The 22,597-nt window shown below is 47.0% G+C and carries 15 protein-coding genes; 11 read left to right on the top strand and 4 right to left on the bottom strand.

Features of this window, described 5'->3' with window-relative positions; translation table 11 throughout:
- Position 1 precedes the first annotated feature (1 nt).
- The 3 genes from AZI85_RS12215 to AZI85_RS12225 form a co-directional block, all read right to left on the bottom strand.
- Complete coding sequence (locus tag AZI85_RS12215; RefSeq protein ID WP_063244293.1) at positions 2–2,863, bottom strand: hypothetical protein; 2,862 nt, start codon at positions 2,861–2,863, stop codon at positions 2–4.
- A 34-nt stretch (positions 2,864–2,897) separates the two neighbouring features.
- A complete protein-coding gene (locus AZI85_RS12220; protein ID WP_063244294.1) occupies positions 2,898–4,193 on the bottom strand; it encodes a hypothetical protein in 1,296 nt (431 codons plus the stop codon).
- A gap of 217 nt (positions 4,194–4,410) precedes the next feature.
- Entirely contained in the window at positions 4,411–4,746 is a 336-nt protein-coding gene (locus tag AZI85_RS12225; protein ID WP_063244295.1) for a KH domain-containing protein, read from the bottom strand.
- 125 nt (positions 4,747–4,871) lie between these two features.
- Here AZI85_RS12225 and AZI85_RS12230 point away from each other — a divergent pair, with 125 nt between their 5' ends.
- From AZI85_RS12230 to rfaE2, 10 genes are all read left to right on the top strand, one after another.
- On the top strand, positions 4,872–5,624 hold the full coding sequence (locus tag AZI85_RS12230; RefSeq protein ID WP_063244296.1) for a TIGR02147 family protein: 753 nt from the start codon (positions 4,872–4,874) through the stop codon (positions 5,622–5,624).
- Positions 5,625–5,725: 101 nt separating this feature from the next.
- On the top strand, positions 5,726–9,313 hold the full coding sequence (locus tag AZI85_RS12235; RefSeq protein ID WP_063244297.1) for a tail fiber domain-containing protein: 3,588 nt from the start codon (positions 5,726–5,728) through the stop codon (positions 9,311–9,313).
- Positions 9,314–9,434: 121 nt separating this feature from the next.
- Positions 9,435–13,565, top strand: coding sequence for a tail fiber domain-containing protein (locus AZI85_RS12240; RefSeq protein WP_063244298.1), 4,131 nt, complete (start codon positions 9,435–9,437; stop codon positions 13,563–13,565).
- Positions 13,566–13,619: 54 nt separating this feature from the next.
- A complete protein-coding gene (locus tag AZI85_RS12245; RefSeq protein ID WP_253720972.1) occupies positions 13,620–13,910 on the top strand; it encodes a hypothetical protein in 291 nt (96 codons plus the stop codon).
- 111 nt (positions 13,911–14,021) lie between these two features.
- Positions 14,022–16,406, top strand: coding sequence for a hypothetical protein (locus AZI85_RS12250; protein ID WP_063244299.1), 2,385 nt, complete (start codon positions 14,022–14,024; stop codon positions 16,404–16,406).
- Between the two features lie 99 nt (positions 16,407–16,505).
- Positions 16,506–17,219, top strand: coding sequence for a hypothetical protein (locus tag AZI85_RS12255; RefSeq protein WP_063244300.1), 714 nt, complete (start codon positions 16,506–16,508; stop codon positions 17,217–17,219).
- Entirely contained in the window at positions 17,176–18,114 is a 939-nt protein-coding gene (locus tag AZI85_RS12260; RefSeq protein ID WP_253720973.1) for a 50S ribosomal protein L11 methyltransferase, read from the top strand. The genes AZI85_RS12255 and AZI85_RS12260 overlap by 44 nt, the downstream gene beginning before the upstream one ends.
- A complete protein-coding gene (locus AZI85_RS12265) occupies positions 18,111–18,872 on the top strand; it encodes an RsmE family RNA methyltransferase (protein ID WP_063244302.1) in 762 nt (253 codons plus the stop codon). The genes AZI85_RS12260 and AZI85_RS12265 overlap by 4 nt, the downstream gene beginning before the upstream one ends.
- A gap of 11 nt (positions 18,873–18,883) precedes the next feature.
- The gene (locus AZI85_RS12270; protein WP_063244303.1) at positions 18,884–19,663 is read left to right on the top strand and encodes an RDD family protein; all 780 of its coding nucleotides are present in this window, start codon (positions 18,884–18,886) and stop codon (positions 19,661–19,663) included.
- A gap of 4 nt (positions 19,664–19,667) precedes the next feature.
- Entirely contained in the window at positions 19,668–20,135 is a 468-nt protein-coding gene (gene rfaE2, locus AZI85_RS12275) for a D-glycero-beta-D-manno-heptose 1-phosphate adenylyltransferase (protein ID WP_063244304.1), read from the top strand.
- A 59-nt stretch (positions 20,136–20,194) separates the two neighbouring features.
- Here rfaE2 and AZI85_RS12280 read toward each other — a convergent pair whose 3' ends face one another.
- Entirely contained in the window at positions 20,195–21,037 is an 843-nt protein-coding gene (locus tag AZI85_RS12280; RefSeq protein WP_063244305.1) for a hypothetical protein, read from the bottom strand.
- A 204-nt stretch (positions 21,038–21,241) separates the two neighbouring features.
- Here AZI85_RS12280 and AZI85_RS12285 point away from each other — a divergent pair, with 204 nt between their 5' ends.
- The gene (locus AZI85_RS12285) at positions 21,242–22,597 is read left to right on the top strand and encodes a hypothetical protein (RefSeq protein WP_063244306.1); all 1,356 of its coding nucleotides are present in this window, start codon (positions 21,242–21,244) and stop codon (positions 22,595–22,597) included.

Genomic DNA, 22,597 nt, shown 5'->3' on the forward strand with positions numbered 1-22,597 from the left:
ATCACGGTTTCACCTTAATAAACTCCTGATACCCCAGTTCAAAATTCGACTTCTTCATTACCCACAACATTGAAATCAAAGGCTTTTGTAAATCGGCTTCTAGCAGGCGGTCTTCATCCGTACTGCAGCCTTGCGCTACGTCCTTAATGGCAATGTTTCTATTTCTGCTTGAATAACATGCGACCTTGATTTTAACCGAAGGATCTGGAACCCATTCAAACTCCTCTTGCTGTTGCGCTTGAGGCGAACTTTGCGGTCCTTGGTTACTCTTATCCACTTTGACTTTTTTCAGCAGTCGGCGCGCTTCAATAAAAGAACCGTCTCTATCGACAAGCTCCTGGCTGAGCTCCTCAAATCCCGGTTTTTTAAACGCCAGCTTAGAAAACTCTCCTTGAAGCGCAGGGGCTAGATGCGCCCCTTGCAGAGCGACCCATACAGCACGCGGTTCGGAAGCTAACTCTGGAAACGGATAATAGTTTCCATGAGGTGCCACCGCCATGAGCGAACTCAACCAACCCGAAGAAGAATGAGGCGCAACGAAAAATCCATTCGAAGACTCACAGGCGTTACCACCATCCGCAAAGTTTGGCGATGACTTGCCGCGAGTGATGAAGAATCCTCCGCCCTTATTCTGACAGAGGAATTCATGCGAGCTTGTTTGTTCAGAAGCCACGGGAACAACGCCGCGGAATTTAACGTGATTGAAAAGCACGTAGGCAGTCCCGCCACCGGCAGGCGCACGCACGTAAGAATAAGGTGTTTCCGAAATAACCGTATGGGTCTGTACACCTGCAGGACTATAATAAAGCATGTGACGTTGATCGACGTCATTTGAAAGCATTGCTCTAGGCACGTCTGCCACGATGCCGGCGTCTTCAACTTTGAGCGCCGTCCAGAATTCGCTAGAAACTTTATTTCCAAAAGATTTTTTCAAATCACTTGCAGCCCGAGAACTTTCTTCTTCTCCTTGTGGAGAAACGAAGAAGCCCATTTTTGCTAGATTCAGTAACTGATAACGATTGGACGCTTTAGGAATCTCATCTAAGCGGGCCACAGACCCGCCCTGTTGCAAAATACCTTCGCGCAACTGAGTCACCGGATGTGATTCGCGTCCCATATTTCGGCAGGCCTCCGGAGCCTCGGCAAAACTCACGGAAGGAATCGTCGAAGTTCCCAGAGTTCGCGCCAAAGTATACTCACCGAAAGCAAAACACATCGCAGGAAGCTTATCGTTGCAGTTTCGCGACTGATAGATCAGTTTTCCATTTTCAACTTTAGCCGAAATACAACGGCCTCCTCCCGCCAAGGCAATGTTTTGTTCGGCGTAAGGCAGGATTCTTTCGGCTTCGTCTTTATTTTCAGCTGCACACTCAGGAATCTGCGCATCTAAAGGTTCTGGTGGTAACTCGTTCAACGGACCAAAGGTTTCTAGTCCCATGCGAGTGCATCCTTTAACAAAACACATCGTACAGTGGAGTGGCATTGAAGCGGCGCCGATTTCTGCCGCCCACTTATCTTCGTTATCTAGGAAGTCTGGAGTCGACACGGTTAAAGAAGGCCGCGCCGAAATAGGATTGGTTTCCGAACACACTTTGCGACAAAGCGGCTCTGCATTATTCACTTTCACCTTCAGGCCATTGCCGCCCGGACTGAACGACATAGGAGCACTTGTATCCATTCCGCCTTGAGCATCTATCGGGTAAAAAAGCTGGTTGGAGTGTTGACGATAAGAAGTCGTCGCCGAGTTTGTGTACTCTATCGACGTTCCCGAATTGTTCAAAATATTCTTCCCGTTGGTATCTAAGAATTCCAGCTTAGGACTGACTCGGACTCGTTCTCTATAACCATACTTGTTTTTAGAAAAATAATTCGCAAAAGCGGTGACGTTTATAAACGGCTTGTAGTCGCGTGTGTGATTTCGGGCCGGGCAACGAAAACGGGTTTCTGTACAAGCAGCCACGACGTTTTTAGTTCGATCTGCGGAAAGACGACCATCAATGTACCGCCCTTGAACCACTTCCGTAGCAGAAAATGAAATTTCAAAAGGACTGACACCGGACTCTTCAAAAATAGTATTATTATAAATAGTCCGTCCCGAAGGATCTCCAACACCGGTGCCTGCGGGTGACATTGACAGAATCACCCCATTAGCATCACGAACATCACACGAGCCCACGTCCAAAACTGAAATAAGATCTTTTGAATCTGCGGAACGCTTAGAGCGCTCTCCGTTGTCTAGAATACGGTCATAGTTCGTGACCGCCTCAACCATGAAGACGGCGGTTTTTGAATCGACTCTCTGCAAACCCATAGGTAACAGAGAAAATACGGCGCTGGATTTCGTCGGATCCATTGTACGAATGCTAATACTTAAATCGACTTGTAAAGTTTTGAAATCAATAGCTTGGCTGGTCGCTAACGTATTCTTGCCCTGAACGGGTGCCAATGAAATTTTGATTTCGCCTCGATCTGAAACTTTATAATCTGATACTGACCACTCCGGTGCAAAAACCTTTTTCCACACGGTCAAAGAAAACGCCGTGTTAAGTCGCGCCTTTGTTGTCACAAGATCAATGGGTTGAATTCCAGGTTTAATCTGCTTTGGCTCTAATAAAGAACAAATGCCTTTTGTTTTAAGTCCTCCGGAAGTTTCAGCAGTTTCTAAAAGAGCCGCCCGCGTGCGGTTTAAAACGTCCGTTCCGATTCCAGGTAGTTCCTGTTTCGCAACAGAACTTTTCGCCATCGTCGAATGCTGAGTGACGATCGCGGCGATTGAAAGTATCGACAGGGCCACGATGCCCGCGGCGATCACGCCTTCTATCACGGAAAAACCCTGTATAGATTTGATGTTCTGAGTTTTCATAGATCTCCCGCAAAAAAACGTTCAAAAAAAGAGACTAGTTGTCGCCGTCACCATCGCCGCTGGACTGCATGACTTCAACAGGGCGTGGTCGCACCACCATCGTAGTGACCGTTGTCGTTTCCGTGACGGACTCCTGTGGAGACGTCACTTCGATTTCAGGAAGCTGAACGCCCAATCGCTTGGGTTCGATCACAGACAAAGTGGGATTCTTCACGAAGGTACTTGCGACGTAAGGATTATAAGTGTTTCTAAACTGGGGCTTCGTGGCTTCCATCGGCGAATATCGAGAGACGCTGATATCAAACTTTTCATAGGAAAGACTTTTAAAGCTACTAGCCACAGTCACAGACGTCGACGTAGAACTGCTTGCGGAATCCCCTTCCACTTCGCGGCTGAGTCTTTGAGTTTGAAAGACGCGAACCGGTGAATAACACTTACGCTCGACTTCGGCGTTGAGTTTTTCCCCTGGCATGAAGACTTCCTGCTTACCCATCGCATCGACCAACATAACGTCTTTTTGGCGATTGGGGTAAATTTCGTTATTGTATGTCGTTGTTCTTTCATACTTAAGCTTATAGATCGCTCCCGGTCCCAAATTCGTGATGCGCACCCCGATCATAGCCGAAGCGCCGTCTTGAGGTGCTCCCAAGGGACCACGACATTCTGGGTTGTTCGTTAGCACGCTGCCGGCTTCACATTCGAAAATGCAGGACTCTCTTCCGGTATTACTAATAACCTGCACGTCGGGAGTACCGATAGGACGGCGGATCGCACCGCTTTTACTGACCTCTTTAGCTCGGCCGTCGGTTCCCATGAACTGGGTTACCGCCGTCATCACGACCATAAATCGATCGTCATCGGAAAGAGAGTTGATAAAGGGAATTTCACCCACCAGAGACCGAAATGAACTTTGTTTTGACCAGTCCACGAGGTCCATCTTTAATTCCGTAGTATAGACCTTCTTATTATCATCTTTGTTTTCTACGACAAGAACCAAAACATCGTCCTCATGACGAACAGATTTGATATTGTACTTACTTTCAGGAATGCGCGGAGTATGGTATCCGCCGCCCCAGCGACATTTTTTATTACTTCCTAAATCTTCCCACCCATCTTCGCGACACAATACCAAGTTATGAGCGACAAAATAGCCGCCCAAGCCCAAGGCTTTTTGATTACCCAGATTTGTTTCCCATTCGGAATAGGCGTAAGACGATCTTCTAAAGATATCCAGTCCCATTTGAGACATGGCAGCGACACCTAATACGGAAATAACCGATATCCCTGCGACCATTGGCAGAATGCCTGCGCCAGAGTGATTCAACTTCACAAAAACCTCCGACCGAAACGCACAAATGAAGCATTTTACTGTTGATTCCCTGAATTTATCGGCAACTTTAGGCCGTGAATAAACCCTGGGCTCATTACGATGTGTGGCTTAAACTTTTTTTGACTTCTCGGTTTGCTTCAAAAGTAGACGTCACTTCAGACTCTTTTAAGAGTTCGTAATGTAACTGTCTCACTCATAAAAATGATTTGTTTCTAACTTAGTAAAACTGATCTTCATTCTCTACTTGCAAGATGGCCCGAAACCCATGGCGTCCCGCTATGGCTGTCACAAGATGGCGAAGACAATTGATAGTCCTTCCTCCACTCCCCAGAACTCTGCCGAAATTATCTTGATTCGTTTTTATGTAATAGACAGTCGTCTGCTCCCCGACGGAGTAACGGAGACCTACACAATCCGGATCAGTTGCAATTTCTTTGAGAGCCAGTTCAATAATGCGCTGGATATTTTCTCGCGCGATATTGAATCTTTCTGAAGCTCCATCTTCCATCTTTCGCACTTTAATCACTGCCACTTGCTTTCTTAGCGAACTCATTCCTTGGCCCCTTTCGTGACATAGTTCTTCATCTCTTGTGAAAAGTCGTTAGGCACGCTTAAGTTACTGTGTCGGACTCGACTGTATGCCCACAGATTCAAAAACTGCGATCATGCGAGGAACGGATGAACGAACTTTCAAAAATCTTGATTCGCGAATTTGAAGTAAAACGCCAACGAAATTTAAAGTTCTCTTTGAGAGCCTTTGCTAAATTTTTAAAAACAGACGCCAGCAATCTTTCAAAGATAATCCGCGGTGAAAGAATTCCTTCGGCCAGCTTTGCCTTGGAGCTTCTTCAACGATTAAGTATTGAGGCGGATGAAAAAAACGCCGTTTTAAAATCCCTTGTCGAAATCAAAAGTCATCTTAAAGAAGAAAGAAAAGAAAAATCTAAAAACCTGGAAGACAAAGTCGTAGCATCGTGCCATTGGCTTCACCTTATTTTGCTGGAAATCTCGCAATTAATGACTTTAACGCCAAAACAGTTAGAAAAGATCAGCCACATTTTGAATGTCTCATCGTATGAACTCCAAATGGCTTATGATGAATTGGCAAGATGGGACTTATTAAATGAAGACGGAATTGATAACTACAGCACCATGTGCGCGCCGATCACTGCTGAAAATCTTCGCGCCATTCAACGGCAATTTTTAAAGATGGCCGTAGAGGCGATGGAAACTTACGATCTTTCGGAACGAGAAAATACGACCCTGACTTTCTCAATCCCTAAAGCTCACATCCCCGAAGTTAAAGAGATCTTAAAAAAGACTCGCGATCGCATCAATCGTTTATCCAACGTGAATAAGAATCAGAAAAGCTGCATCTACAACGTCTCTATGGCTCTTTATCCGGTTTGCGATAGTGCCGATTTGACTTAGACTTGTATCAAGTTGAGACAAGATTTATAGGAATTATTACGTTTTCTCTATAATTCGCGTTCGCTCTCCGACTTTCCTGTTAAGAATCCGATAAGAAGAATATGAAACACGGAACGTATCTTGTCTTGGTTCATATTCTTCTGGCCTCCTTAGGAAGCTTCGCCGCTCCTAATCTGCTGACTTATCAAGGCCGCATTGTGAAAGCCGACGGTACGGCACTAGAATATAACAACGTTAGCTTTCTTTTTGAAATTACGAATAATACCGGTGCCTGTGTCATCTATCGTGAACAGAAGAACGGAATCAATATGACTAACAGTCATGGGGTTTTCGACGTTCCCATCGGTGCAGGTACGAAGCTTTTCCCGTCTTCTCCGACGAAAACTCTTTTAAATGCTTTCAATAACAGCACGACGCATGATTGCGCCGATGCGGATAACAATGTTGCTGGCAACTACACTCCTGCGGTAGGTCACACGCGTTTGCTTCGTGTGCAATTCCACGATGGTACGGGATGGAAGGTTATTAGCCCGGACAATGAAATTCGTTCTGTTCCTTTTGCCGCCTATTCGCAATCTGCAGAGAAACTGGGAGATCTAGGCGCAAATGATTTCATCGTGAAAACCGGAATTCCTTCTTGTAATGCCGGAGAGTTTTTAACTTGGAATGGAACGGCCCTTACTTGCGCAGCGGTGTCAGGTGCAAGTGGCGGCACGGTGACTAATGTCACTTCCGCCAACTCTTATCTTACGGTCGCTAGTAATACATCGACTCCAGTTCTAACTTTGAATGTGGGTTCTACGGCAAACACCGTTGCTGCCGGCAATGACCCGCGTTTATCAGACTCTCGTCCGCCGAATGGCGCCGCTTCCGGCGATTTAAGTGGAACTTATCCAAATCCAACTGTGGCAAAGATTCAGAATGTCGCAGTTGCTACGGCGGTTCCGACAACGGGGCAGTTTTTTAAGTTCGATGGTTCCCAATGGGCGGCTTCAGCCATTGCGATTTCGGATGTGACAAACTTGAATTCCACATTCTCTAATTATCACACCACCGCGGCCTTCAATGCCGCTGTAGGAAGTGCGAATTGCGCCGCTTACCAAACTCCTTACTGGAATTCGGTTTCGGGCTCTTTTCAGTGCCAAGCGATCAACGTATCCGTCGCCGGCGATGTCAGTGGAAGTATTGGTGCCGTATCGGTTAATAAAATTAAAGGTGTCGATGTTGATACGACCGGATTATCTTCAGGACAAGTTTTGAAATACGATGGAACGAAGTGGGCGCCTGCGAATGACAGTAATGCCGGTGGTACAGTTACAAATATTGCAACCGGCACGGGTCTTAGCGGCGGCCCGATCACTTCGACGGGAACTATTTCTTTGGCAAATACGACAGTCACCGCGGGTTCTTATACGCGAGCCAATATTACGGTGGACGCTCAGGGTCGTTTAACTGCAGCGAGCAATGGATCGGCCGTGAATCTTGCCACGGATATCACAGGAACTCTTCCAATAGCGAACGGCGGTACTGGCCAAACAAATGCGACAGACGCCTTCAACGCGCTTTCTCCTCTGACAACTAAAGGTGATATTGTCGTGAATGACGGAACCAATGACATTCGTCTTCCAGTAGGTATAAATGGCCAAGTTCTTTCCGCGAACTCGGCCCAGGCCTCGGGCTTACAATGGGTGACTCCCACTAATGGAACTGTCACCAATGTTTCAGGCACGGCACCTATTTCGGTTTCATCCGGTTCAACAACTCCTTCAATTTCAATCGTGGACGCGACGACCTCAGCAAAAGGAGCTGTGCAAGTAGGCGCTGGTATCGCGGTCTCTGCGGGAACTATCAGTGCGGACCCTGCTAACTTCCCTTCGGCTGTTCCGGTTTCTAAAGGTGGTACGGGCGCAACCTCTTTGACTGCAAATAGACTTCTTGCTTCCAATGGAAGTGGCAGTGCGATCACAGCATTTAACTGTGCGACGGGACAGCTTCTTACTTTTGATGCCACAGGTATGATGACCTGTACATCTTTCGCAAATGCTTCGGTTTTTGTGAATGGCGGAAACTCTTTCGCAGCGGCAGGAACTTTAGGAACAAATGATTCCAATGCATTGAATTTAGAAACAAACAACACGGTTCGACTTACGATCAGCGCGGCAGGTGACCTCGCCGTCAATACGACGGTCGACACAAATGCAAAACTCAAGATCCGTTCTGGTTCGGCGACTCAAGCACCTCTGAGTTTAGACAGTCCGGCCTCAGGTATTCCTAGTATTGATTTTCTTCGCAATGGAACTTGGAAGGGAACTTTTGGATTCACAAATGGTGCTGGGGATGAACTTTATGTCTCTAACGGCGTGAATGGCCCTGTGATTTTTGATACCAATAACGACGAAAAAATGCGCATTCAAGCTGATGGTAAAGTGGGCATCGGTTCAAGTGGTCCAGGGGCCTTGTTACAAGTCGGTGCTTGGGATGCCCAAGCGACTTACAATAGCATTTTCGTAGGAAGTTATCACAACACTTTAGGACAAGCTCAGTTCGTTGGTAACTGGAACAGCACTGGATATTGGGGTATTGGCCCTGCGACAAATCCAGCTAACGGTGTCGTGCGCATTGGTAATGCAAATACGGCTGGTGATTGGAGAGCTACGCAGGATTTGGCGCTTCAAGTTCCAGGAAGAATCGGTATCGGCCCGACGGTCACAGCTCCCGAAAGAGTGTTGCACATCAAAGGAACTGGCGGGCTTGATGATGATCTTTATATTCAATCGCAGCACAGTGCGAGTGGCGAAGGTTCCGTGATTATCACGCGTGCGCGTGATTCTGCCGGAACGCCCGCCGCTGTTCTTACTAATGACAGTTTAGGATTTCTTGCCTTCCGTGGATATGACGGCTCAGCCTTTGTAAATGCCGCAAGCATTAACTCCTATGCCGCATCTGACTTTGCGACTTCAAAATCATCAACGATGATATTCAGTACAATAGCGTCGGGAACATCTGCTGAACGAATGAGAATTCATTCTGACGGGAATGTCGGGATCGGAACAACGGCACCTCCGGGACACCTTACAGTCTCATCTGCGGCGGCGTATACGATGATCTATAATACCAACACTTCCGCCGGCGGTCAGGCTTGGCGTTGGTTATCTTCATCAACAGCAGCGCCTCTTGGTGCGAACGCAATGTGTTTTGCTTTGAATGTTTGTTACTTCAGTCTCTACTCTACGGGTAATGCCACCCTCTCTGGCACTCTCACTCAAGCTTCGGATGTCCGTCTTAAGAATGATATTAAACCCATCCTGAATGCGCTGGACCGAATCACAAATATCCAAGGTGTGACTTATCAATGGATCGACAAAAATAAAGACCAGACAAAACAAATGGGTCTTATCGCCCAAGAAGTTGAAGCTGTTTTCCCTGAAGTCGTGAAAACGGATAGCAACGGCTTTAAGTCTGTCGCTTATCAAAATCTTGTAGCTCCGATCATCGAAGCCATTAAAGAGTTGAACCATAGATGGTCTTCAGATTCGGAAGTCATTCACAAAGAATTAGTCTCACAAAAAAGAGAGATCGCTTCACTGAAGGAAGAAAACGAAAAGCTGAAAACCCAGGTTCAAGAAATTTCTTCTATCAAAAAGGCGTTGTGCAAACAGGATAAGAGTCTCGACTTCTGTATAAAGTGATTTTCTAAAGACTCATAACCCCTCGTCTTATTTCGAGACACATATCTTAGACTCTCTTACGTTCGAATAATTCTGGCCCTAAGACCTTCGAAAAAGTTGTCAAGATTCCGATAAGATAAGTATGAGAGCCGGTACGTCACTTATTCTATGTCTCGTTTTTTTTGCCATGTCTGCGGTCCATGCGGCGCCGGCCTTATTCACCTATCAAGGGCGTATCTTAAAAGCAGATGGTCAGGCCTTAGAACACAGCTCTGTCAGTTTTATTTTTGAAGTCACAAACCCTAACGGCACTTGTGTAATTTATCGTGAACAAAAAGACGGCATTAACATGGTGAACTCCAAGGGCGTCTTTGATGTGCCTATTGGTTCAGGCACAAAACTTTTTCCTGCCGATCCTTTCTATTCTCTCTTAGACGCTTTCAACAACGCCAAGACACATGATTGCGTCGGCGGGGCAACTTATTCGGCGTTATCCGGGGACATTCGCCTTCTTAAAGTTCAGTTTCATGATGGCAGTGGCTGGAAAGTCATTTCACCGTCGAATGAAATCCGCACAGTTCCTTTTTCCGCGTATGCTCATTCCTCTGAAAGATTGGGTACTAAAACGGAAAATGATTTCTTCGTCAAAACGGGATTGCCAGCCTGTTCTGCAGGTGAGTTCTTAAGCTGGGATGGAACGGCTTTAGGATGTGCACCCGTCTCAGGAGCCAGCGGTGGCACCGTCACCAACGTGACTTCTGCTAACTCTTACATCACTGTTACCAGCGGAACTTCCACACCCCAACTGACGTTGAATGTGGGCACGGGAGCGGGCACTGTCGCTGCCGGAAATGATTCACGCTTGAGCGATGCTCGTACGCCCACGGGAACTGCGAGTGGGGATCTTAGTGGCACTTATCCCAATCCTTCTGTTGCAAAAATTCAAAATGTGGCAGTTGCAAATGCGGCCCCTTCTGCAAATCAGTTTTTTAAATTTGATGGGTCTCAGTGGACTGGCTCTTCTATTGCAATTTCAGATGTTACGAACTTAAGTGCAACGCTCGCGACCTATAAAACGACGGCTTCGTTTAATACCGCCGTCGGCAGTGCGAACTGTGCGGCTCACCAAACTCCTTACTGGAATTCAGTGTCTGGTTCATTTCAGTGTCAGGCGATCAATGTTTCTGTTGCTGGAGACGTCAGCGGAACAATCGGCGCCGTTTCGGTTAATAAAATCAAAGGTGTCGACGTCGATACGACAGGCTTAACTTCGGGACAAGTTTTAAAATATGATGGAACTAAGTGGGCTCCGGCTAATGACAGCAATGCTGGCGGCACCGTTACTAATATTGCAACGGGAACAGGTCTTAGTGGCGGACCTATTACTGCAACTGGAACTATTTCGTTAGCGAATACGGCTGTGACTGCTGGATCTTATGGCTCGACGACCCAGGTGGGAACTTTTACGGTGGATGCTCAAGGACGCTTAACGGCGGCAAGCAACACCGCGATCGCATTCCCCGTCACTTCGGTGGCAACAAAAACCGGAGCCGTCACTCTTGATTATGGTGATATCACTAGCGCTGCTTCAAAATATCTGACTTATCGTCCTAACAATGTCGCCTGTACCGACGGTCAAACTTTGAAATGGGTGACGGCGAATTTACGCTGGGAATGTGCGAACGATACGGATACATCAAGTGGCGGAACCGTCACCAATATCGCCACAGGTACGGGCCTGAGTGGTGGTCCGATTACTTCCACCGGAACTATTTCGCTTGCAAACACCGCAGTAACGGCGGGCTCCTATACTCGCGCAAATATCACTGTCGATGCCCAAGGCCGTTTAACTTCGGCAACAAATGGCGGCGCAATCAATCTTGCTACTGAAGTCACCGGCACCCTCCCTATTGCTAACGGCGGTACGGGACAAACTTCAGCAACAGCCGCTTTTAACGCTCTTTCTCCTCTGACAACCAAGGGTGATCTTGTTGTTAACGATGGCACAAATGACATTCGTCTGCCAGTGGGCACCAATGGACAAGTTCTTTCTGCAAACTCGGCACAAGCATCAGGCTTACAATGGGTGACACCTCCTAATGGAACTGTGACCAGCGTTTCAGGAACAGCTCCTATCGCCGTCGCAACGGGAACTTCAACGCCTGTTATTTCTATTAGTGATGCAACAACGAGTGCAAAAGGTGCCGTGCAAGTAGGCGCTGGTATTGCGGTCACTAGCGGTACTATCAGTGCCGATCCAGCCAATTTTCCAACGACAGTTCCCGTTTCTAAAGGTGGTACGGGAGCTACATCACTGACTGCAAACAGACTTCTCGCATCGAATGGAACCGGGTCCGCGGTCACGGCATTTAACTGCGCGGTCGGACAGCTTTTAACGTTTGATGGCACGGGAATGATGACATGTACGTCGTTTGCTAATGGTTCCGTTTTTGTAAACGGTGGTAATTCATTCGCAGGCACAGCAACGTTGGGTACAAACGATGCGAATTCACTTGTTCTAGAAACTAACAACTCCGCTCGCATAACAATTCTTTCGGGCGGCAACGTCGGTATTAAAGAAGCTTCTCCGGCCGGCAACTTGCATATCACTGACGCCGCCGGCGCAGATATTCGCTTACAAGACAACAACGCAACAACTCCTGCGGCTCTTCGCATTCTTTCTGAAGGCGGTGTTAACTACATCGAATCCGGTGCAAACTTCACCTCGGGTTCCGCGGCGGATCTTCACTTCACGGATATGATGGGACAAAAGCGCTGGATGACGGTGAAAGCCAATGGTTGGGTGGGTATCGGTGATACAACACCGTCCTCTCAACTAGAGGTCACAAGTCTGAGTACTAGTCCGACCGTCGTTGCACGATTTAATATGCTCCCGGTTCCAACAGCCGATGTCGCAGGAAACCTTCACGGCTCTTGGTCTACGATCACTCCTAACAATGGCTTCAACTATTCGGGATCTATTTATGGAGCCGTAAACCGAATCGAAACTGGAGCCAGTCAGACAGGTTCCATTAATGCCGCAGTAGGTACTACAGCTGACGTGTATAACAAATCGTCTTCCGCTATTGGCACTGCATCTGGTGTGTACGGAGCCGTCTTAAATACTTCAACCGGTTCCGTATCAGCGGCAAGAGCCGGCTACTTTACAGTTACTAACTCCGGAGGCGGGACCGTCAATAACGCCTATGGTATTTACATTGACGGCATCGCAGGTACATCCAAATACGGGCTTTATCAGGCTGATGCCGCTGCCAACAATTACTTTGCTGGAAGATTAGGTGTGAACACGAATGCCCCTCTCGGCAACCTCCATATCGGAAGTAGCGGAACTGGCGCTTTCGCTTACTCTTCCTTTCAGATGGGAAGTGACGCCACAGCAACTCATAACTTCCATTGGGCAAACGAATATACGAATGGCGCGCGGTCACTACGTCTTTATAACGGCAACTTGGGTTCAGGCACTCCTTTAATGTCCGTGAATGCGGCTGGTGGAGTCACGATGGGTGAAGGAACAGGCGGAGCCGGACTTCTTTCATTGAAACCAGGAAACATCGACCACGTTTACTTGCAGTTATTCGCGCGAACGGCTTCTCCCAACACACGTTCTGCCTGGATAGGTTTTGGCGCCAATGCGACCATTGACCTTTCTGTGACCAATGAACTTGAAGGTGGCCAAATTTATTTCAATACAAAATCCGGTGGAGCTCAAAGTGCTCGCATCATCTTCGCGGCAGATGGAACCGCTTACAAACCAGGCGGAGGCTCTTGGGCCGCCACTTCCGACGCTCGCCTTAAAACCGACATCAAAGATTTTAATCCGGGCCTTGACGAACTTCTTAAGGTTCATCCCGTGAGCTTCCGCTATAACGGTAAAGGTGGAACTGTTGACGATGGAAAACACTATATCGGGGTTATCGCACAAGAGTTAGCTCCGATTGCGCCTTACATGATTCAAAAAGAAAAGACGAAGATCAATAAGACGGACAAAGAAGAATCTGAAATTTACAAAGTGGATCCTTCGGCCTTCACTTATATGTTGATCAATTCAATCAAACAACTGACTCAGAAGTTTTCGTCCTTCGAAAGCAAAGTGAAATCCTTGTTTAACAATCATGAAGACCGCTTGGAAAACCTCGAAAAACAAATGGTTTTATTGCAAAAGCAAAATGAAGAACTGAAAAGACAGAACGAAGAACTTATAAAGCATTTGAAGTCTCAAGGTGAGACGCGTGCTCCGGCTTCTTCTAAGTAAAGTGCTTAGGAAAACATCAAATTCAACCGATAAGTATTATGTCGGAGGTGGTACGTGAAAAATCTGATTCTCCTGACACTCTTGGTGTCTACAACTGTCGGTTGTTCGATGGAAGCTTCCTTAGAACAATTAGCGAAAGAAATTCCGACAATTAAATTTCAAGATCCTGCAAAAACAACGGGCTTAGTCTCTGGTTCTACGCAAACAGGTACAGCTTCCGGTGGTGGCGTGACCTATCACGTACAAAGCACCGTCGGTAACTATATGTCGGGAATTGAACAAACCACTTCAGACAACACTTATAAAGTCTATAGCTCCGTTCAAGGGGCTATCGTCTCTAACTAACTTAAAGTCCTTCTTGTTAAATTCATTTAAAGACAATAGATTCGTTCTCTTAGAGTCGTTACCCGGTTGTAATATATAGAATCCCTCATAATAAACCGATAAGTCTTTAATATGAAAATCTTGAACGTTTCGGTTTTTTTCATGTCTCTAGTAGGGACTGCAACGACCTTCGCAGTTCCAGGTTCTCTAACCTATCAAGGAAGAATTAAAAATTCCGACGGACTTCCACTTGAAGTTAACGGCGTTCGCTTTGAATTTTCCATTACCAATCCCTCGGGCTCTTGCGTTCTCTATAAAGAAATATCTTCGGCGATTGATATGCGCAATTCTTCCGGCGTCTTTGACGTCCCTATCGGCACAGGCACAAAAAATTATCCCGTCGACCCAGGCTTCAAGCTGTTGAATGCCTTTAACAATGCCGTCACGTTAAATTGTGAAGGCGGAGGCACCTACGTCCCTATCGCTGATGACAAAAGACTTTTAAGAGTTCAATTCTATGATGGCACAGGTTGGAAGCTCATCAGTCCCGACAGTGAGATCCGCAGTGTTCCTTTTGCCGGTCACGCACAGTATGCTGAGACCGCGCAAAAACTTGGCTCAAATACAGTCGCCGACTTTATTTTAAAATCCAGTGTGCCTCTTTGTGGTGCTGGTGAGTATCTTCGACATATTGCTCCCGCCGGCACATTTCAATGCACAGTTCCCGTTGTGAATGGAAATGACGTCAGCGGAAATATTTCCGGTAGCTCTGCGGGCTTTACTGGAAATTTAAGCGGTGATGTTTCGGGAACTCAAAGTGCGACAAGCGTTGATAAAATCAAAGGCGTCGCCGTTAATATGACGGGCCTTGCTTCTGGAAAAGTTCTTAAATACAACGGAACAAATTGGGCACCTGCAGATGATACGGATACCAATACCGATGATAAAATCCGCGGTGTCGATGTTTCTGCAACCACGCCGGTCAGTGGACAAGTTTTAGTTCACAACGGATCGGCTTGGGCTCCCCAATATTTTGGCATGGGACAATTGCGATCGACAGTCACGGGCACAGCTCAAGTTCCCGCTTCGTGTTCTACTGCCGATAAAACTTTGACTTGGAATTCAATCACGGACTCATTTGCTTGCACCACGATTGCGATCGCGAACACTCAAGTAACAGGCCTTGGAACAGCGGCTACGAAAAACTTCGGAACCTCTTCAGGAAATCTTGTAGAGCTTGATGGCACCGGAAGGATTCCGGCTTCACTTCTCCCCGCTTCTAGCGGAAACATTCTAGACGGCGGCAACAGCACTGGCGCCACCGTGAACGTCGGAACCAACGACGGACAGGCGCTAAGTTTCGAGACCAACAATTCGGCGCGAATGACTATCACCAGTGCCGGAGATATTGGAATTGGCACGGCATCTCCCGGATATAGACTGCAAGTCAATAAAACTTCCAATGCTACGGCCGCTGGCAATATCGCCGCTTCTTTTAATTTCATGTGGGCGGCACCAACAAGTTCCAGCGCAAGCACTTTTGTCGGTCAATACAACGGCGCTGAAAGCGATGGAACATCCGCCGCTATCACCGGTGGCATTTTAGCGCAGATCAACTACACACATCACAACGGCTCAAACGCTTTAGATAAACTTGTTGCTTCATGGTCCGGTACTTACAATAAATCCTCAGCGACGGTGGGATCCTCACTAGCAGTTCAGGGTGAAGTGAATAACGATGCCTCGGGAATAATTTCGCAAGCGATAGGACTTCACTCACGCGTTAGAAATAACGGCAGTGGCTCAATCACAAATGCTTATGGCGTCTATGTCGATGGCGTGCAAGGAACAAACAAGTGGTCCATCTACACGAATGATCCTACAGTGCCGTCGTACTTTGCCGGTTATGTGGGTATCGGAACGAACTCTCCAACAGCTCCACTGGATGTCGTCGGTGGCTCCGCTTATTTTACGCGCTCTCAGAATGACGCCTGGGGAAGTAACTTTGTTGTTCGCAAAGATCGAGCTGGCGCCATAGTTCAAAACGCAGATGAAGTGGGATACGTGAACTTTGCAGCGCATGACGGATCTACCTACAGAACCGGAGCTTCGATTGCCGCATTAGTTGACGGCGTTCCTGGCCTTAACGATATGCCGACCCGTCTTATCTTCGCCACAACTTCAGATGGTTTCAATGCTCCTGTCGAACGCATGCGAATCACCAGTGGCGGTAACGTCGGCATTGGAACGACGAATCCTACAGAACGGTTGGACCTTGGCGGAGGTAATATCAAAATTGGCCACGAAATCGTCAGTGTAGCCCAGCCTGCGGGGGCCGCAGTAGGTTGGTATTTCGCCAGTTGCCCTGCGGGAAAATATGTGACCGGCGGTGCCTGTACGAGCGGATCTGGATCTATGGTTTTAAATTCGGACCTCACCCAGACTACTTACGGCTGTTATAAGCCGGATACTAGTTCCAACATCGTCGTTAAAGCGATTTGTATGAACGTTCGCTAAACTCAAGTCGAGTCGGGGCCGGCATTTCAGCAACGAGCCTTAAGTTTCATTTTAAGACAGCCGATAAAGCTTTTAGACAAACCATGGAAGGGTTTTCTTATGAAGTTATTAACTCTTGTTCTGCTTCTTGCCGGTTTCACGATGAAATCACAAGCCGCCGATATCGCCATCGTGGATGTTCGCCGCAATATCACGATGTCTGAAGATGACACCGTCTACAAAGACTTCTACATCAACGCGGGTCCCTCTTCAGGATTGAAAAAGAATCTGGTGGTGACAGCCGTTCGTAAACTCAATATTCGTGATGCCAGTGGTGCCAACGCTGTTGGTGAAATCACGGTGCCGGTGGGACAGCTAAAAATCATCGCTGTTTACGACAAAGTCGCCGTGGCTCGCGAGTACACTCTTTTATCTCGTGATGAACTTCCGATGTTAGAGCAAATAGGAATAATGACTGGGGACCGCATCGACCTTCAGGGCTCGTTCATTGATAATTCTAAGCCCAAAGCAAAACGCAAAGTGGCAGAGTCCTCGGGTGAAGGGCCTACAGCATCGGCAACGGTGGTCGCGGTCACTGTCGCTCCTTCAGCAACGGCTTTACCCACAGTGACGGGAGCTCTTTCCCCTGCCACGGCGGCCCCTACTGGAACAAACCCTGTAGTTTCTGCCAACACGAAAGCGAATAGTCTCCTTTCTGCCGCAACTAATAGCAGTTCAGCCTCTGCTGCCCCTGCGGCCGCGGCATCCTCGGCTCCGGCCGGGGAAACCCTTGAAAAAACGGCGGATTCTGGTAACAACACTCTTCATGAGTGACAATTCTTATTTCCGCGTTCGTCTAAGCCAAGTTCCAGCAGAGCTGGAAGACATCATCACCACACATAGTTTTGAATGTGGAGCCTCTGGAGTGACAGAGGCTTTGGCTTTTATTCAGCCAGATCTTACCTACGATCCTAAACTTCTTCACGTCCGCTCTCACGAAGTGGATGTGTTCTTCCCCGAAAAACCAGCACAGAATTTCTTTGATGGCCTTCTTGAAATCAACGGCGGCATCAAATGGAATATCTTTGAAGAAGAAAACAAAGACTGGCTTGAGGAATGGAAAAAAGGTTTTAAACCTTTCAAGCTCGTCGGTGATTTCTGGGTTGTTCCAAGCTGGTTGCAGCCTCCTGAAGAATGCAAACACGCGATCTTTATCGATCCGGGCATGGCATTTGGAACCGGCACTCATGCGACCACACAGATGATGGCTTTCTTTATTCATAAACTCGCTGAAAAATATAAAAACGACGTGAAAGAGTGGGCTCTTCTTGATGTCGGGACAGGCACCGCGATTTTGGCGATGCTTGCGCAAATGAGCGGCATGGGTCTTGTTACTGGAATCGAGATTGATCCGGAAGCACGCCGTGTGGCTCGTGAAAATGTGAAGTTGAATAAACTTGAACAAATCGACATTCCCGAAACACAGATTGAAGATATGCGCTCTCAATACGATGTCGTGGTTGCGAACATCATCGATGGTGTTCTGATCAACATCAAATCGGATCTTCTTCGTGTGCTAAAACCAGGTGGTCATATTCTTCTGACAGGTATTTTAGAAGAACGTGATAACCACTTCTTTGAAAAGTTCATGGAAAACTCAGGCCTCACCGTTCTTCGCCGTTTAGAAAAAGACGAGTGGGTTGGATACTGGGCGCAGTCAAAAGCATGAGACGTTATTGGATAGAGAAAAAAGATTTATTCCAAGATCAGGTGAACTTCACTGGGGACGTCTTTCATCATATTTTCGATGTCTGTCGCCAAGAAGTAGGTTCAAAGTTTGAAGTCCTTACTGAAGACAGTAAAGCCTACTTCGTTGAAGTCACGCAAGTCTCAAAGAAAAATGCCACGGCAAGAATTCTCGAAGAGCGGACGATTCCTCCTTTGAAGGAACCGCATATTCATTTAGCACTTTCTATTTCGCGCTTCCCCGTGATGGATGCCATCATGGAAAAAGCCGTGGAGATGGGTGTGAAAAGCATTCAGCCTTTCTTTTCTGAATTCAGCTTCCTGCGCTCGGGCGAAAAACTTTCTGATAACAAGGTCGAGCGTTGGGATAAGATCGTCCGCTCCGCCACCCAACAATCTGGCCGCGGCGACCTCATGAAAGTTCAACCGGCAATCTCGTTTGAGAAAGTATCAGGTTTGATTAACCGGGACGCTGGTCATGTGGGTCTATTTGCTTATGAGGGTCCGTCGACTCTTAGCATCAAGGATTATGTTCAACAGGTGAAGTCTCTAAACCCTCAAGGCGTCAAAGCCATCTGGATTATCGTGGGTTCTGAAGGGGGATTTTCTCACAATGAAGTCGAAAAATTCCAGGAACTAGGCCTTCGCCCAGTCACCTTGGGACCCCAGGTTTTGCGAGTTGAAACGGCTTGCATGGCTCTGGTATCAGTCCTAAAGTATGACTTTGATCTGATGTGTTGAAAGGAGAGGGAATGGATCCCTTCGAGGAATTTGAGTTTAAGCCGCTCACGGACGGTCTAGGTTTTCACAAAAAGAAAACAGCCGGCGCAGCCAAAGACGAAGCTCAGACAGAAACGTTTTCTAAAAACCGTATGATGGATCAAGGCTTGGAATTGATCGAGGAATCCTCTGTCGATCCTTTGCGTCCTCCTCTTCCACGCAAAAACCGCAACTCTTCAACACAAATCCAACCAACTCCGGGTGCTACGGAAGTGGGTGGTGATGGCTCTGCGGCCGTTGATGAAATTCTTAAGACGCTTCAAAAGAACCGCCGGTTGGATTTCGACAACAGCAAACAAAAAATCTCTCAAACGGCTGTTAAAGAAGAGTACAAAAAAGCGACTTGGAGTTTTTCAGCTGCCATGCTTGATGGCATGCTTGTCGTAGCTTCGAGCCTTCTTTGCATGATCATTCTTTTGGTTATCACCAAAGTCGATTTGATCGGCAACCTTACAAACCCAGACTCTCAGGGTATGATCTATCTTGCGACACTGTCTTTGTTCGCGATGGTGAGTTTTGCTTACCTGACAGTGAATCGTCTGTTCATGGGCTGCACTCCGGGTGAATGGGCTTTCGATCAACGCGTGGGTCAGCCTGCAGAGTTGAACAAAGCTTCCTACTCCTTGCGTGTGGTTGCTCGTTCATTCTTAGTGATTACGACAGGATTTATTGTATTCCCGCTTCTTTCGACTGTTCTGGGACAGGACCTTGCGGGTTCTATCACAGGCGCTCGCCTGTATAAAAAGGCATAGTTTTATGGGCCAAGTTCGTAAATTTGATGATATTGAAACCAGCTTGGCTCCGCTTCGCACTCAAGGAAAAAAAGTCGTCTTCACAAATGGATGCTTCGACCTTTTGCACGTCGGCCACGTTCGTTATCTTCAAGAGGCCAAAGCCTTGGGTGACGTCTTGGTTGTTGGTGTAAACTCCGATGCCAGCGTTAAAAAACTTAAAGGCCCTACTCGCCCCGTGCAAATTGAAAATGACCGTGCCGAGATCTTAGCGGCTTTAGGAGCTGTGGATTTCACGGTGATCTTCACTGAGGAAACGCCGGAAAACCTGATTCACAAAGTTCGTCCCGATATCTTAGTAAAAGGCGGCGACTGGAGTATTGAATCCATCGTCGGTGCTCCTTTTGTGATGTCCTATGGCGGGAAAGTGATGTCACTTCAATTCGTTGATGGCAAATCAACAACAAAACTGATCGAAAAAGCGCAAAAATAGTTTTTAAAAATTAAAGACATAAAAAAAGGGAATACAGATTTTGTATTCCCTTTTTTATTTTAGTTCGTAGGACAGATAGCCGCGCGTTCAGCCGCGGTGATTGAAAACTTCACGTAAGGTTTGAAAGACTTTAAGCGATTGCGAATCGTTGTGAATCCCGAAGAATTTCCGTCCGTGTTTTTCACCCAATAGGCATCCACTTTTTCATTGCTCCAGCCACAGAACTGTTTCAAGGCCATGCCCGAAATCAGGCCGGAGGAATGCCAGCCGTTCCAGCAATGCGCATAGATCGGACCATTCATTTTTCCTTTGATACGGTTGTAAACCATTTGCAGGATGGCTTCGTTTTCTCCCGCCGCCGCGTACTGTTTGTACTGCATGGTGTGGCTTTGGTGAGACGTGTTTTGACAAGACACACTTCGAGGTGCTGTTTCGTAGTTTTCTGAATAAAGATAAACGGAAGCTCCGAAATCTTCTTTACAAAGATTATTCAGACCGACAGTTGGCAAAGGGTTTACATTGTTTCTTGGCGTGCTGAGATACTTATTATTAGCTCCTCCGCGGTACATCACACCGTGAAGAACTACACGGAAATTGCGAGTGCCCCAAAGTTCGTCAACACCATCACCTCTGTTATCAGTGAGTTTTGCGAAAGTGTCAGACAGCTCATAACGGTCTTTGTACTTCTGAGCTTCTCTTTGAATGCTAAAGGCATTTGCACCAGTATCAGGCGTAGATCCGGATGAATTGGAATCGTCAGGTATTTGATTGGGCTCCTCTTGACCCACATTTCCTGAAGCGGCGTCTTGCACGCCTTTCATGAGCGCAGCTTCCATACATCCAGTAAGTTGAGTAACGGCAGCGAATAAAATGATTGCGGTTTTGAAATATCCTGTTTTCATTCTCTTGATCATGCTGAAGTTTTGTCGAAACACACAATCAGACTAGACCCACTTTTCTCTGAATACGAGGGCTTCGCAGATTTCCCTGTCCCTTTGTAAAGCCTGCGACTATGTAGATAAGAATATTCTCTTTTTTGTAAGGTGCCGTTGCTGCCGTTCCTCTTTATAAATGGCTCATCACCCTAATCAGAAAAGAGCTTTAATATGAGTAAGAAATGGATTTCCGTCCTATGTGTGACTGCGTGCGCGTCTTCTTCCTTCGCCTTGAATCTCTCCGAGCTGCAAGGTGAGCGCCGTGTAGAGTTTAGATCGCCTCAAGGTTTGGCAGAGGTTTGTGTTGTTCCAAAAAAATGGCCAGGAGCTTCTTATCGCGCCGATGACGTAGAAAAAGAAAATGATCTTTGCAGCTACGACTTTCACACGAATATGGGAATTTGTCCGAAGTACACCTCAACAAATCCCGCAATCCTTTTATTAAAACCAAATGCCTCTTATTCTAAGGCGGCGATTGATGCCTCCAACTGCGACGTTAAAAAGATGAATGTGAAAACGGAAGCGAAGTTTAAACAATCTGTGACCTGCTCCTACACTCCAGCCATTCTTGCTTACTATCCTGTTTCCAGAATTCTAGGTAATGTCGGTCGCGTCCCTGTAGCCGTTATTCGCTCCATGGATCGTGACGTCCACTCTCGTCAAACTGACAAGGCTATTGCTCACTTTCAAAATAGCGCGGATGACATTAAATACTCCTGGAATGCCATGGGAAAAGTTCATAAAAATCCCGCGAACTATCCAACTGTGATTGATGGAACTTTGAGCCAGATTTACGGAGCTCTTTCCGATAATATTAAGAACGAAGAGCAATATGTTGAAGTCAGTGGCAAAGGTTCGTATGACACGCGCTATGAGCGTTTTTTGCAGCAGCCTCCATTTTTAAAAGTTTCCGGCTCTCAAACAGTGGAACAAATGTTGGGAACAAAAGACTTTGCAGCCGTGGCGCAGACGGTGACGCAGATGAAAGATGTGTCGGATTTAGTTCTTTTAGACACTCTTATGAATCAACAAGATCGTATTGGAAACATTCACTATAAATTCTATTGGTATGCCGCCCACCCATCGACCCAGAAGATCGAACGCATGAAATCCGAAGCAAAATGGGTGGGAAATCAATTGCAAGTCCCGCAAGCGGAAAGAGACTTGATGACTGGCAAGCAGGCGGCTCTTATCAAAGAAATGGTTCTTAAGGACAATGACTGCGGCATCGTTAAAACAAACATGATGAGACGAGTGAGCGCTCTGGAAAAAGTCCGCCACATGAGCTACAACACCTACCGTCGCTTTATGGCTTTTGAACGCACTTTGAAAGATGCCTACACCAAAGATTATTTCATGAAAGAGATGCTTTTCACGTCGAGCGACTATGGTGTGCTAGTAGGAAATGCGACGAAAGCAAAACAAATCCTGCTTTCAAAATGCCAAGCGGGCGAATTGATCTTCGACGTGGATCTTGAAACATACATCCCCGGTGCGACGAAACCTTCTTATCGCTGTGACCTTTAG

It is taken from the genome of Bdellovibrio bacteriovorus, from assembly GCF_001592755.1.
Taxonomy (GTDB): domain Bacteria; phylum Bdellovibrionota; class Bdellovibrionia; order Bdellovibrionales; family Bdellovibrionaceae; genus Bdellovibrio; species Bdellovibrio bacteriovorus_E.

Coding starts and splice junctions, on each gene's coding strand:
- AZI85_RS12215 (WP_063244293.1), bottom strand. CDS start 2,863: ATGAAAACTCAGAACATCAAATCTATACAGGGTTTTTCCGTGATAGAA.
- AZI85_RS12225 (WP_063244295.1), bottom strand. CDS start 4,746: ATGAGTTCGCTAAGAAAGCAAGTGGCAGTGATTAAAGTGCGAAAGATG.
- AZI85_RS12230 (WP_063244296.1), top strand. CDS start 4,872: ATGAACGAACTTTCAAAAATCTTGATTCGCGAATTTGAAGTAAAACGC.
- AZI85_RS12235 (WP_063244297.1), top strand. CDS start 5,726: ATGAAACACGGAACGTATCTTGTCTTGGTTCATATTCTTCTGGCCTCC.
- AZI85_RS12240 (WP_063244298.1), top strand. CDS start 9,435: ATGAGAGCCGGTACGTCACTTATTCTATGTCTCGTTTTTTTTGCCATG.
- AZI85_RS12250 (WP_063244299.1), top strand. CDS start 14,022: ATGAAAATCTTGAACGTTTCGGTTTTTTTCATGTCTCTAGTAGGGACT.
- AZI85_RS12255 (WP_063244300.1), top strand. CDS start 16,506: ATGAAGTTATTAACTCTTGTTCTGCTTCTTGCCGGTTTCACGATGAAA.
- AZI85_RS12265 (WP_063244302.1), top strand. CDS start 18,111: ATGAGACGTTATTGGATAGAGAAAAAAGATTTATTCCAAGATCAGGTG.
- AZI85_RS12270 (WP_063244303.1), top strand. CDS start 18,884: ATGGATCCCTTCGAGGAATTTGAGTTTAAGCCGCTCACGGACGGTCTA.
- rfaE2 (WP_063244304.1), top strand. CDS start 19,668: ATGGGCCAAGTTCGTAAATTTGATGATATTGAAACCAGCTTGGCTCCG.
- AZI85_RS12280 (WP_063244305.1), bottom strand. CDS start 21,037: ATGAAAACAGGATATTTCAAAACCGCAATCATTTTATTCGCTGCCGTT.
- AZI85_RS12285 (WP_063244306.1), top strand. CDS start 21,242: ATGAGTAAGAAATGGATTTCCGTCCTATGTGTGACTGCGTGCGCGTCT.